General features: G+C 64.9%; 10 protein-coding genes. 7 read left to right on the top strand and 3 right to left on the bottom strand.

What is annotated here, in order from left to right:
- Positions 1–75 precede the first annotated feature (75 nt).
- Genes ACLCGK_RS19030 through ACLCGK_RS19010 form a run of 5 tightly spaced genes read left to right on the top strand, consistent with a single transcriptional unit; the run spans position 76 to position 5,186 of the window.
- Positions 76–1,257, top strand: a complete 1,182-nt coding sequence (locus tag ACLCGK_RS19030; protein WP_410952683.1) for an SfnB family sulfur acquisition oxidoreductase — start codon at positions 76–78, stop codon at positions 1,255–1,257.
- Positions 1,257–2,648 carry an LLM class flavin-dependent oxidoreductase gene (locus ACLCGK_RS19025; protein ID WP_410952682.1) on the top strand — a complete coding sequence of 464 codons (1,392 nt, stop codon included), beginning with the start codon at positions 1,257–1,259 and terminating at the stop codon, positions 2,646–2,648. Before ACLCGK_RS19030 ends, ACLCGK_RS19025 begins: the two co-directional genes overlap by 1 nt.
- Positions 2,641–3,441 carry a MetQ/NlpA family ABC transporter substrate-binding protein gene (locus ACLCGK_RS19020; RefSeq protein ID WP_410952681.1) on the top strand — a complete coding sequence of 267 codons (801 nt, stop codon included), beginning with the start codon at positions 2,641–2,643 and terminating at the stop codon, positions 3,439–3,441. The genes ACLCGK_RS19025 and ACLCGK_RS19020 overlap by 8 nt, the downstream gene beginning before the upstream one ends.
- A 1-nt stretch (position 3,442) precedes the next feature.
- On the top strand, positions 3,443–4,552 hold the full coding sequence (locus ACLCGK_RS19015) for a methionine ABC transporter ATP-binding protein (RefSeq protein WP_410952680.1): 1,110 nt from the start codon (positions 3,443–3,445) through the stop codon (positions 4,550–4,552).
- Complete coding sequence (locus ACLCGK_RS19010; RefSeq protein ID WP_008096606.1) at positions 4,542–5,186, top strand: methionine ABC transporter permease; 645 nt, start codon at positions 4,542–4,544, stop codon at positions 5,184–5,186. The genes ACLCGK_RS19015 and ACLCGK_RS19010 overlap by 11 nt, the downstream gene beginning before the upstream one ends.
- Before the next feature lie 93 nt (positions 5,187–5,279).
- On the opposite strand, the gene dibA is transcribed toward ACLCGK_RS19010, so the two are convergent.
- A complete protein-coding gene (dibA, locus tag ACLCGK_RS19005) occupies positions 5,280–7,175 on the bottom strand; it encodes a phosphodiesterase DibA (RefSeq protein ID WP_410952679.1) in 1,896 nt (631 codons plus the stop codon).
- Between the two features lie 146 nt (positions 7,176–7,321).
- Between dibA and desA the strand changes: the two genes are divergently transcribed.
- On the top strand, positions 7,322–8,506 hold the full coding sequence (gene desA, locus ACLCGK_RS19000; protein ID WP_039614263.1) for a delta-9 fatty acid desaturase DesA: 1,185 nt from the start codon (positions 7,322–7,324) through the stop codon (positions 8,504–8,506).
- 100 nt (positions 8,507–8,606) lie between these two features.
- Complete coding sequence (locus tag ACLCGK_RS18995; RefSeq protein WP_410952678.1) at positions 8,607–9,635, top strand: GGDEF domain-containing protein; 1,029 nt, start codon at positions 8,607–8,609, stop codon at positions 9,633–9,635.
- A gap of 130 nt (positions 9,636–9,765) precedes the next feature.
- Here the strand turns inward: ACLCGK_RS18995 and ACLCGK_RS18990 are convergent, their stop codons facing one another.
- Together ACLCGK_RS18990 and gabT are read right to left on the bottom strand one after the other, a co-directional pair.
- The gene (locus tag ACLCGK_RS18990; protein ID WP_410952677.1) at positions 9,766–11,025 is read right to left on the bottom strand and encodes a response regulator; all 1,260 of its coding nucleotides are present in this window, start codon (positions 11,023–11,025) and stop codon (positions 9,766–9,768) included.
- A 136-nt stretch (positions 11,026–11,161) separates the two neighbouring features.
- Positions 11,162–12,439, bottom strand: coding sequence for a 4-aminobutyrate--2-oxoglutarate transaminase (gabT, locus tag ACLCGK_RS18985; RefSeq protein ID WP_023662096.1), 1,278 nt, complete (start codon positions 12,437–12,439; stop codon positions 11,162–11,164).
- Positions 12,440–12,524 lie beyond the last annotated feature (85 nt).

The following is a 12,524-nucleotide window of genomic DNA, read 5'->3' as shown; positions in this document are numbered from 1 at the left end:
ATCGCGTACCTCCTGTAGGAGCGGCCTTGTGTCGCGATGGGCCGCAGAGCGGCCCCGAGGCCCCGGAGAAACACCATGACTACAAACATCATCACCAGCGACACCCAAGCCCTGAACGTCGCCGAAGAAGTCGCCCGACACCTGCGCCGCGACAGCGCCCTGCGCGACCGCGAGCGCCGTCTGCCGCACGCCGAACTGGAACTGTTCACTCGCTCCGGCCTGTGGGCCATCAGCGTACCCAAGGCCTTCGGCGGCGCCGGCGTGTCCAACATCACCCTGGCCAAGGTAATCGCCCGCATCGCCCAGGCCGACGGCTCGCTAGGGCAGATCCCGCAAAACCATTTCTACGGCCTGGAAGTCCTGCGGGTAAACGGCACGCCCGAACAGCAACAGCGCTTGTACGCCGAAGTACTGGCGGGCAGCCGCTTCGGCAACGCCCTGGCCGAACTGGGCACCAAGACCGCCAACGACCGCACCACGCGCCTGTCCCGCGACGGCGATGGTTTTCGCATCAACGGCCGCAAGTTCTACTCCACCGGCGCCATATACGCCCAGCGCATTCCCACTTCGGTGGTCGATGAGCAGGGCGTGCAGCACCTGGCCTTCGTCCCGGCCGACAGCCAGGGCCTGCAGGTGATCGACGACTGGAGCGGCTTCGGCCAGCGCACCACCGGCAGCGGCTCGGTGGTGTTCGATAACGTGTATGTCAGTGCCGCCGACGTGGTGCCGTTCCAGAGCGCCTTCGAACGCCCCACCCCGGTCGGCCCGCTGGCGCAGATCCTTCATGCCGCCATCGACACCGGCATCGCCCGCGCCGCATACGAAGATGCCCTGCACTTCGTGCGCACCCGCAGCCGCCCCTGGGTCGACTCCGGCCTGGACAAGGCCAGCGATGACCCGCTGACGCTGAAGAGTTTTGGCCATCTGGCGATCCGTCTGCACGCCGCCGAAGCCTTGCTGGAGCGCGCGGGCGAATATCTGGACCGCGCCCGCGACGACAGCACTGCCGAAAACGTGGCCGCCGCCTCCATCGCGGTGGCCGAGGCCCGTGCCATCAGCACCGAGATTTCCCTCGCGGCCGGCACCACCCTGTTCGAACTGGGCGGTAGCCAGGCCACCCTGGCCGAACACAACCTCGACCGTCACTGGCGCAACGCCCGCGTGCACACCCTGCACGACCCGGTGCGCTGGAAGTACCACGCCATCGGCAACTACTACCTCAACGATGCCAACCCACCACGCCGGGGGACCATCTGATGGCCAAACAGATCCTGCTCAATGCCTTCAACATGAACTGCGTCGGGCACATCAACCACGGCCTGTGGACCCATCCACGGGACACCTCGACCCAGTACAAGACCCTGGATTACTGGACCAGCCTGGCGCGCCTGCTGGAGCGTGGGCTGTTCGACGGCTTGTTCATCGCCGACATCGTCGGCACCTACGACATCTACGGCCAGTCGCTGGACGTCACCCTCAAGGAGTCGATCCAGCTGCCGGTCAACGACCCGCTGCTGCTGGTCTCGGCGATGGCCGCCGTCACCCGCCACCTGGGCTTCGGCCTTACCGCCAACCTCACCTACGAAGCGCCGTACCTGTTCGCCCGGCGCCTTTCCACCCTGGACCACCTGAGCCATGGCCGGGTGGGCTGGAACATCGTCACCGGCTACCTCGACAGCGCCGCCCGGGCCATGGGCCTGGCGCAGCAACCCGAGCATGACCGCCGCTACGACCAGGCCGACGAGTACCTGCAGGTGCTGTACAAACTGCTGGAAGGCAGCTGGGCTGACGATGCCGTGGTCGCCGACCGCCAGCAGCGCGTCTATGCCAGGCCCGACAGGGTGCGCAAGGTCAACCACCAGGGCGAGTTCTACAAGGTCGACGGCTACCACCTGTGCGAGCCCTCGCCGCAACGTACACCGGTACTGTTCCAGGCCGGCAGCTCGCAACGTGGCCTGGCCTTCGCCGGCAACCATGCCGAATGCGTGTTCATCAGTGGCCAGGACAAGGCCGCCACCCCCGCCCAGGTCGACAAGGTGCGCGCCGCCGCCCAAGCCGCTGGCCGCGACCCGCAAGCGGTCAAGGTGTTCATGGGCATCACGGTGATCGTCGCCGCCACCGAGCAGCAGGCCCAGGCCAAGCATGCCGAGTACCTGCGCCATGCCAGCGCCGAGGCCGGGGTCGCGCACTTCGCAGCGTCCACCGGCATCGACTTCGCCGCCTACGCCCTGGACGAGCCGATTGCCTTCAGCCAGGGCAACGCCATCCAGTCGGCCACGCGCCAGTTGCAGGACAGCGCCTGGACCCGCCGGCGCCTGCTGCAGCAGCACGCCCTGGGTGGCCGTTACGTGACCCTGGTCGGCGCGCCCGAGCAGGTGGCCGAGCAGCTGATCGCCTGGTTCGATGAAACCGGCCTGGACGGTTTCAACCTGACCCGCACCGTAACCCCGGAAAGCTTCGAGGACTTCATCGACCTGGTCATCCCGCAGTTGCAACAGCGTGGCCGCTACAAGACCGCCTACGCCGAAGGCACCCTGCGCGAGAAACTGTTCCAGGCCGACCACCCGCACTTGCCCGCCGACCACCCTGGCTCGGCCTACCGCTTTACCTCTACCCCTGCCCCGACTGGAGCCCTGCACCATGCTTGATAAATTGTTCCGGCCCGTCGCGGCCATTGCCCTCACCCTCGGCCTGTCCGCCAGCGCGCTGGCTGCCGAACCGCTGAAGATCGGCACCACCTCGGCCTTTGCCATCCCGCTGGAAGCCGCAGTGGAAGAAGCGCACAAGCAAGGCCTGGAAGTGAAGCTGGTCGAGTTCAGCGACTGGATCGCACCCAATGTCAGCCTCAATAGCGGCGACATCGACGTGAACTACTTCCAGCACATCCCGTTCCTGGAAAACGCCAAGGCGGCCGCAGGCTTCAACCTGGTGCCCTACGCCCCGGGCATCATCAACAACGTCGGCCTGTACTCGAAAAAGTACAAGGGCTTCGCCGACCTGCCCGAAGGCGCCAGCGTGGCCATCGCCAACGACCCGATCAACAGCGGCCGTGGCCTGCAGCTGCTGGCCAAGGCCGGGCTGATCACCCTCAAGCCGGGGGTCGGCTACAAAGCCACCGAGGACGACATCGTCGCCAACCCGAAAAAACTGAAAATCCTTCAGGTCGAGGCCGTACAGCTGGTTCGCGCCTATGACGACGCCGACCTCGTGCAGGGCTACCCGGCCTACATCCGCCTGGCCAACAGCTTCGACGCCGGCTCCGCACTGCTGTTCGACGGCCTGGAGAACAAGGAGTACGTGATCCAGTTCGTCATTCGACCGCAAAGCAAGGACGACCCACGCCTGGCCAAGTTCGTCGACATCTACCAGCACTCGCCAGTGGTGCGCGCAGCCTTGGACAAAGCCCACGGCAAGCTCTACCAGGCCGGTTGGGAGGGCTGACATGAGCCAGGCCAGCGCGCTGCGGGCGCCCACCGCACAACCACTGCCGCCAACGGCCAGGGAGCAGGCCTTGCGCCCGGAGGTCAATGAAGCCCATGTGCGCTTCATCGGCCTGGGCAAGACCTACCCGGGCCAGGCGCAACCGGCCTTGCAAGGCATCGACCTGAACATCCGCCATGGCGAGATCTTCGGCATCATCGGCCGTAGCGGCGCCGGCAAGTCATCGCTGCTGCGCACCATCAACCGCCTGGAGCAACCCAGCCAGGGCCGGGTGCTGATCGACCAGGTGGACATCGCGCCCTTCGACGAGGACCACCTGGTAGCCCTGCGCCGGCGTATCGGCATGATCTTCCAGCACTTCAACCTGATGTCGGCCAAGACCGTGTGGCAGAACGTCGAGCTGCCCCTCAAGGTGGCCGGCGTGGCCAAGGCGGAGCGCCAGCGCAAGGTACGCGAACTGCTGGAGCTGGTCGGCCTGCGGGAAAAGCACCACGTGTACCCGGCGCAGCTGTCCGGCGGGCAGAAGCAGCGCGTGGGCATTGCCAGGGCGTTGGTGCATGACCCCCAGATCCTGCTGTGCGACGAGGCCACCTCGGCGCTGGACCCGGAGACCACTGCTTCCATTCTCGAACTGCTGCGCGACATCAACCAGCGCCTGGGCCTGACCATCGTGCTGATCACCCACGAGATGGCGGTAATCCGCGATATCTGCCACCGGGTGGTGGTGCTTGAACGTGGAGAAGTGGTCGAGCAGGGTGAGGTCTGGCGGGTGTTTGGCTCACCGCTCCACGAAGTCACCCGTACCCTGCTGGCACCGTTGCAAGCCAGGTTGCCAGCCGCGCTGCAAGCCAGCCTGCGGGCCAACCCGGCGAGCCGCGACAGTGCCGTGGTGCTGAGGCTGACCCTGCTCGGCGAGCCCGAACTGTCTGCCCTGTTCAACGACCTTGGCGGCCGCGTGCGCCTGCTGCAGGGCGGTGTGGAAACCATTGGCGAGCATGCCCTGGGGCAGCTGATCCTGTCGGTGCAGCACTCGCCGCACGACACCCATCAATTGCTGGAACGCGCCCGCCGCTGGGCCGAGGACGTGGAGGTACTGGGCCATGTGGTTTGATCGCCTGCTGGAAGGTTTGCTCGATACCCTGCTGATGGTCGGTGTGTCGTCGCTGATCGCCCTGCTGGTGGGGGTACCGATGGCGGTGCTGCTGGTCACCAGCGACAAGGGCGGGATCTTCGAGGCGCCGCTGCTGAACCGGGTGCTGGGTGCATTCGTCAACCTGTTCCGCTCGATCCCGTTCCTGATCCTGATGGTCGCGCTGATCCCCTTCACCCGCTTGGTAGTGGGTACCACGTATGGCGTGTGGGCGGCAGTGGTGCCACTGACCATTGCCGCCACTCCGTTCTTCGCGCGGATTGCCGAGGTCAGCCTGCGCGAAGTTGACCACGGCCTGGTGGAGGCTGCACAGGCCATGGGCTGCCGGCGCTGGCACATCGTCTGGCACGTGCTGCTGCCCGAGGCGCTGCCGGGAATTGTCGGGGGCTTCACCATTACCCTGGTGACCCTGATCAACTCCTCGGCCATGGCCGGAGCGATCGGTGCCGGGGGCTTGGGGGATATCGCCTACCGCTATGGCTACCAGCGCTTCGACAGCCAGATCATGCTGACCGTGATTGCCATGCTGGTGGCGTTGGTGGCGTTGATCCAGTTGGGTGGCGACCGGTTGGCGAAAGGCTTGAACAAGCGCTGAATTCTTCGCGGGCACGCCCGCTCCCACAGGTACTGCACAGGGCTTGAATACAACGATATCCCTGTGGGAGCGGGCATGCCCGCGAAGGGGCCTTCAACCCCAGCGCAGATCCCCGGCAGGCACCGGCCGCCCGAACCAGTACCCCTGCCCAAGCTGACACTGCTCATGCAGCAGGAAGCTGGCCTGCTCGGCCTGCTCGATGCCCTCTGCATGCACTTGCATGCCCATGCTGCGGGCCAGGGCGATGATCACCCGGACGATCGCGATATCGTCCTCATCCAGCGGCAACCCGGCAACGAAGCCTTGGTCGATCTTCAGCTTCTGCACCGGCAAGCGCTTGAGCCGCAGCAGCGATGAATAACCGGTGCCAAAGTCGTCGATAGCCAAGGTCACCCCCAGCTCGCGCAGGCGATGCAACTGCTCCAGCGCCACCTCCGGGTCCTCCATCACCGCGCTCTCGGTCACCTCCAGCTCCAGCAGGGCCGGGGCCAGGCCGGTGTCGTCCAGCACCTCGGCCACCTGCTGGTACAGCTCGTGCTGGCCAAACAGGCGGCTGGAAATGTTCACCGCCACGAATGCCAACTGCCGCCCTTCACCCTGCCATCGCGCCATCTGCCGACACGCCTGGCGTAGTACCCAGGCGTCGATCTCAGCAATCAGCCCGGTACGCTCGGCAATCGGGATGAATTCGCCCGGTGGAACCAGGCCGCGCTCAGGGTGCTGCCAACGCACCAAGGCTTCGACGCCGACCTGGCGGCCGGTCGCCAGGTCGTGCACCGGCTGGTAGAACACCCGCAGCTCGTCCTGCTCCAAGGCTCGGCGCAGCTCGCCGGCGGTTTCGACCCGGTGTTGGGCGTGAGCGGTCAGTTCTTCGGTGTACAGCGCATAGCAGGCCCGCCCGTTGCTCTTGGCCTTGTACAACGCCGAGTCGGCATTGCGCAGCAACTGCTCGGCACTCAAGGCATCGCTGGGGAACAGGCTGATGCCCACGCTGACGCTGATGAACAGGCGGTGACCGTCGAACTGGAACGGCTCGCGCATGCGCTCGATGATGCCCTGCGCCAGCTTGCCCGCCTGGCCAACCTCATGGCAGTTTTCCGCCAGCACGCCAAATTCGTCGCCCCCCAGGCGCGCCAAGGTCACGCCGCTGCGCAGCACCTCTGACAGGCGCTCGCCCACCAGCTTCAGCAACTGGTCGCCAATGGTGTGGCCAAGGCCGTCGTTGATGCTCTGGAAATGGTCCAGGTCCAGCAACAGCAGGGCACAACCACGCTTGTTGGCCTGGGCTGCGGCCAGCGCCTGCTCGACCCGGTCGTTGAACAGCAGGCGGTTGGGCAGGCCCGTCAGCGGGTCATGGTGGGCCAGGTAGGCCAGTTCCTGTTCAGAATGCTTGATCGCGCTGATGTCGCTGAACACCGCCACGTAATGGCTGAGCTCGCCTTGATCGTCGCGGATGGCGCAAATGGTCTGCCATTGCGGGTAGATTTCACCGCTCTTGCGCCGGTTCCATATTTCGCCGCTCCACTCGCCCTTTTCCGCCAGAGTGGCGAAGATCTGCTGGTAGAACGCCAGGCCATGGCGGCCCGACTTGAACTTGTTCGGGCGCTGGCCGATGACCTCGTCCTGCTGGTAGCCGGTGATACGCATGAAGGCACGGTTGACGTGCACGATCAGGCCATGGCGGTCGGTCACCAGCACGCCTTCGAGGGTGCTGTCGAACACTGCCGCAGCCATGCGCAGGCGTTCACGGTCTTCACCACGCATACGCGCGCCAACACCGATGAAGTCGAGCAGCCGCACCCGCGACACATAGATCAGCACGGCGCTCAGCAGCACCCAGACCACCACGTTGATCTGCCGGCCCACGGTCAGTGCCAGGGGGTCGTCGGTCATGCCGTGCAACACCACCTCGGCCAGCGTCAGCCAGAGGATCGAGAGCACCACATACAGCGCAGCCATGCGCAAGGCGTCGCGAACGGAAACAGACATGTCGGGTGCAATTGCCCATGAAAAATGATGGGGCATTATAAAGGCTGAAACATGTCGTGACTTCCTATCTGAACGGGTGACTGTATTTATTTCCTGCCCAAGGGATAATCAGCCCCTCCTCCCGCATTCCGAGGGTATTTACACCTATGTGGTACAACGGCCTGCTCGACTTGTCGGCCTGGCAACTGGTCGGCATTACCCTGCTGATGACCCACGTGACCATCGTCAGCGTCACGGTCTACCTGCACCGCTACTCCGCGCACCGGGCCCTGGAGCTCAATGGCGCGCTCAAGCACTTCTTCCGTTTCTGGCTGTGGCTGACCACGGCGCAGAACACCCGCGAATGGACCGCCGTCCACCGCAAGCACCACGCCAAATGCGAAACCCCCGACGACCCGCACAGCCCGCTGTACAAGGGCCTGGGCACGGTGCTGCGCAAGGGTGCCGAGCTTTACCGGGAAGAGGCGCGCAACCCCGAAACCCTGCGCATCTACGGCAAGAACTGCCCGGACGACTGGATCGAGCGCAACCTCTACTCGCGCTACAAGCTGGGCGGCATCGCGCTGATGGCGGTAATCGACCTGCTGCTGTTCGGCACCATCGGCATCACCATCTGGGCAGTGCAGATGATGTGGATTCCGTTCTGGGCCGCCGGCGTGGTCAACGGCCTGGGCCACGCTCTCGGCTACCGCAACTTCGAGTGCCGCGACGCCGCGACCAACCTGGTGCCGTGGGGCATCGTCATCGGTGGCGAAGAGCTGCACAACAACCACCACACCTACCCCAACTCGGCCAAGCTGTCGGTCAAGCGCTGGGAGTTCGACATGGGTTGGGCGTGGATCCGCCTGTTCTGCCTGCTGCGCCTGGCCAAGGTACAGCGCGTGGCGCCCATCGCCCACCGGGTGGCAGGCAAGGCCAGCCTGGACATGGACACCGCCATGGCCATCCTCAACAACCGCTTCCAGATCATGGCCCAGTACCGCAAGCTGGTGATCGGCCCGCTGGTCAAGCAGGAGCTGGCCCGCGTCGATGCTTCGCTGCGCCATCACTTCCGCCGCGCCAAGCGCCTGTTGTCGCGCGAGACCAGCCTGCTGGAAGACCGTCACCATGTGCGCATCGAGTCGATGCTCGCCCACAGCCAGGCGCTGAAGACCATCTACGAAAAACGCCTGGCCCTGCAGCAGATCTGGGCGCGCACCAGCGCCAACGGCCACGACATGCTGGCCGCCATGAAGGACTGGGTACACGAGGCGGAAACCAGCGGCATCCACGCCCTGCGGGACTTCGCGGCACAGCTGAAGACGTACTCCCTGCGCCCGACCGGCGCCTGACCGCCGTTGATCGGCACGCCCATTTGGCTGGGCGTGCCGCCCGGAACTTCGCCCTCTCGTTTACACTCATATCTGGCACATCGCCCGCGTGGCGGGCCAGATGCTGGCCGCACGCTTTCACGCCGAGATCTGCTCCGTGCACATGGCCAAGAACATTCCGACGACACTGCCCGGCACCCCGCCTCCGGAAGCCGCCCAGACCTTGCTTGCGCTGCTCCACGCCCAAGGCGAGGTTGCCCGCCTGAGCGAGCGCGAACAGCTGTTCAGCTCGCTGCTCGATAGCGTCAATGCGGTGCTATGGGCCTTCGACTGGGAAACCCGTCAGGTGCTGTACGTCAGCCCCGCCTACGAGCGCATCTTCGGCCGCTCGGCCAGCCTGGTGCTGGCCGACTACAACGAGTGGCGAGACAGCATCTACCCCGACGACCTGGAGTTCGCCGAACGCAGCCTGGCCCAGGTACTGCTCAAGGGCTCGGTGGAAGACCGCGAGTACCGCATCCTCAATGCCGAGGGCCAGTTGCGCTGGCTGAGCGACAAGTGCTACATCAACCAGCAACGCGATGGCGACCGGGTGATCATCGTCGGCATCGCAGAAGACATCACCGAGAAGAAGCAGCTCGAAGGTGAACTGCAGCGCCTGGCCACCACCGACGTACTGACCCAGAGCAGCAACCGCCGGCACTTTTTCGAATGCGCCCAGCAAGCCTTCGACAGCGCCCGCGAAGACGGTACACCACTGGCCTTCCTGCTGCTGGACATCGACGACTTCAAGCGCATCAACGACAGCTACGGTCACCAGGAAGGCGACCAGGTGTTGCAGCAGATCGCCGACAGCGGCAAGGCCGTGCTACGCCGAGGTGACCTGTTCGGGCGCATTGGTGGCGAGGAGTTCGCGGCAGTGTTCCCCGGCTGTAGTGCCCAGGTCGCGGAGCAGATTGCCGAGCGCTTGCAGCGGCAGATCCAGCGGCTGAGCTTCAGCCATGGGGAGCAGACCTACGGGGTGACGGTGAGCCAGGGGGTGACCGGGCTGACTGACGAGGATGTGGCGCTGGACAGCCTGTATGCCCGGGCCGATGCGGCGATGTACCAGGCCAAGCGACAGGGCAAGAACCAGATCGTCCGCGGCTGAGCTCTGGGGGTGCTCTGCACCCCAATCGCCGGCAAGCCAGCTCCCACAGCTACGGCGCAATCCTCCAGCCTTGTGCAGTACCTGTGGGAGCTGGCTTGCCGGCGATGGGCCGCAAAGCGGCCCCAAAATCTCAGCTGGAAACCTCGGCCTCAGCCACCGGCGGCTCTTCCTGCGGCTTCACCTCAGGGTTCTCCACCTTACGCAACCGCCTCAGCTCCGGCAGGCCAAGCTTGAGCAGCCGCGCAGTCTTGCTGCTGGCCACCTTCTCCAGCCCCTGCTCGGCCGACAGCCGCGACAACTGCCCGGCCAGGTTCATGGCCAGGATCTCCCGCGAGTACACCCCGCCGCCCAGCTGGTATATCGCCGCGATCAACTCGCGCAACCCCAGCGGCAACCGCCAGCGCGTGCGCAGCGCCGAGCCGAACGCCGCACCGAACTCATTGAGCGACAACTGCACCTGATCCTCATCCAGCTCGCCCCCGGCCAGCCGCCATTCCTGCAGGCAGCGCAGCACCGCCAGGTCGCCCAGGCAATGCAGCAACCCCGCACAGTAACAACGCCCTTCGTCCAGCTCGAGCATGCGTGCCAAGGTGCGGCCATATTCGGCAGCGTGCAGCGACAACTCCCAGTAGCGGGAAGCATGCTCCGCCAGCAGCGGGTCGCTGAGGCGAGCGCTGCGCTTGAGGGTCATGCCCAGGATCAGGTTCATGCTCTGGGTGCTGCCAAGCTTGTTCAAGGCCTGCAGCAGCGTCTGCACTGGTGCTTCGCGGTGCAGCGCTGCGCTGTTGGCCGCCGCAATCAGCACAGCGGTGATCTGCGGATCGCCCTGCACTTCCTCTTCGAGCACTCTCAGGTTCAGGCCCTGGGGATTGAGCGCGCGCTTGATCGCCACCTGCACATCGGCCAGCAGCGGCCCGCCATCGGCGGTAGCGCGACGCTGCTCGAGGTAGGCCGGCAGGCTGGCACCTGGCTGCAAGGCCGGCACCGGGCAGGCGATTTCTTCGCCAACCGCCAGCAGCAGCTCTTCCAGGCGCTTGCGAAGAGTTTCCAGGTTCAGCGGCTTGCTCAGGTAGGCAGTAGGGTGCAGGGGCAACGCCTCATGCACACTGGCACTGTCAATGCGGTTGCTCATGAGGATGAACGGCAACCTCGAGCCTTTCGCGCGTACCTTGCGCAACAGGTCGAGCCCATCGACACCTGCCAGTTCGCGCGCGGCAATGATCAGGTCGGGCTTGCTCGACAGCGCGCTCAAGGCCTGCGAGCCGTCGGCGCAGAGCTGCAAGCGGGCATCACAGCGCACGCTCAGCAGCATTTCGCTGAGCATGTCACGTACCCAGGGGTCGCCCTCGACAATAAGTACGCTTGGTGGGGTGGGGTCTGCAGCGTTCATCGCCAACTCCTGAATAGCCCTGCCACACAGTCCGTCGCAGCTTCCTGAGCAAATCCTCCGACAACGATAGCGCCCCAAGGCTTTCCTGGGCACAAAAAAAACCCGCCGAAGCGGGTTTTTTCTGAAGCACGTCACATCAGGCGATTTCAGCGAAGCACTCTTCGATGATAGCCAGGCCTTTGTCCAGCAGAGCATCTTCTGCGGTCAGCGGAACCAGGATACGCAGAACGTTGCCGTAGGTACCGCAGGACAGCAGGATCAGGCCCTTCTCGCGAGCCTTGGCGACAACCTGGCCAACGGCAGCTGCGTTCGGGGTGTGGGTGCCTTTCTCGAAGACTTCGACAGCGATCATCGAGCCCAGACCACGGACGTCGCCGATGATCGGGTACTTCTTCTGGATTTCGCGCAGGCCGGTGGTCAGGCGCTCACCAACAGCTTTGCTGCGGTCCAGCAGTTTCTCTTCTTCGAACACTTCGATCACGGCCAGGGCCGCGGCGCAAGCGATCGGCGAACCGGCGTAGGTGCCACCCAGGCCGCCAGGAGCGATGGCGTCCATGTATTCGGCCTTGCCGCACACACCGGCCAGCGGGAAGCCGCCAGCGATGGATTTGGCGAAGGTGGTCAGGTCAGGCGCAACGCCCATCTGTTCCATGGCGAAGAAGGTGCCAGTACGGCCAGCGCCGGTCTGTACTTCGTCGGCGATCAGCAGGATGCCGTGCTGGTCGCACAGGGCGCGCAGGCGCTTCATCAGCTCTTTCGGCGCTGGCAGGAAGCCGCCTTCGCCTTGTACCGGCTCGAGGATGATCGCGGCGATGTCGCGCGGCTCGGCGTCGTTCTTGAAGATGCGCTCGACCGAGGCGATGGCGTCGTCAACGCTGATACCGTGCAGTTCGCTAGGGAACAGAGCGCGGAAGATGCCACCTGGCATCAGGCCCATGCCAGCGGAGTACGGCACGACCTTGCCGGTAAGGCCCAGGGTCATCATGGTACGGCCGTGGTAGCCGCCGGTGAAGGCGATTACGCCAGCGCGGCCAGTGGCGGCACGGGCGATCTTGACGGCGTTTTCAACGGCTTCGGAGCCGGTGGTGACCAGCAGGGTCTTCTTGTCGAAGTCGCCTGGGACCAGCTTGTTGATCTTTTCGCACAGCTCTACATAGGGTTCGTAGGCCAGCACCTGGAAGCAGGTGTGGCTGACCTTGGTCAGCTGCTCTTGCACGGCCGCAACCACTTTCGGGTGCAGGTGGCCGGTGTTCAGTACTGCGATGCCGCCGGCGAAGTCGATCAGTTCGCGGCCTTCAACGTCGATCACGGTCGAGTTCTTCGCGGTATCGACGAAGATCGGGTGGATCTGGCCAACGCCACGTGGGACGGCGGCGACACGACGTTGCATCAAGGATTCGTTGGTCTTGCTCATAATGCCCTCATTGCGCCGGTTTGGAGTGGCGCTTTTATTCGGGGGTGGCTGGGAGTGCTCGCGAACAGTATTCGTTGATCGACTG

Source organism: Pseudomonas sp. S1(2024) (genome assembly GCF_046557535.1).
The sequence above is the reverse complement of the archived record's forward strand: the minus strand, read 5'-3'. Positions and strand labels throughout refer to the sequence as shown.

Coding starts and splice junctions, on each gene's coding strand:
- ACLCGK_RS18990 (WP_410952677.1), bottom strand. CDS start 11,025: ATGAACGCTGCAGACCCCACCCCACCAAGCGTACTTATTGTCGAGGGC.
- ACLCGK_RS19030 (WP_410952683.1), top strand. CDS start 76: ATGACTACAAACATCATCACCAGCGACACCCAAGCCCTGAACGTCGCC.
- gabT (WP_023662096.1), bottom strand. CDS start 12,439: ATGAGCAAGACCAACGAATCCTTGATGCAACGTCGTGTCGCCGCCGTC.
- ACLCGK_RS19010 (WP_008096606.1), top strand. CDS start 4,542: ATGTGGTTTGATCGCCTGCTGGAAGGTTTGCTCGATACCCTGCTGATG.
- dibA (WP_410952679.1), bottom strand. CDS start 7,175: ATGTCTGTTTCCGTTCGCGACGCCTTGCGCATGGCTGCGCTGTATGTG.
- ACLCGK_RS19025 (WP_410952682.1), top strand. CDS start 1,257: ATGGCCAAACAGATCCTGCTCAATGCCTTCAACATGAACTGCGTCGGG.
- desA (WP_039614263.1), top strand. CDS start 7,322: ATGTGGTACAACGGCCTGCTCGACTTGTCGGCCTGGCAACTGGTCGGC.
- ACLCGK_RS18995 (WP_410952678.1), top strand. CDS start 8,607: ATGCTGGCCGCACGCTTTCACGCCGAGATCTGCTCCGTGCACATGGCC.
- ACLCGK_RS19020 (WP_410952681.1), top strand. CDS start 2,641: ATGCTTGATAAATTGTTCCGGCCCGTCGCGGCCATTGCCCTCACCCTC.
- ACLCGK_RS19015 (WP_410952680.1), top strand. CDS start 3,443: ATGAGCCAGGCCAGCGCGCTGCGGGCGCCCACCGCACAACCACTGCCG.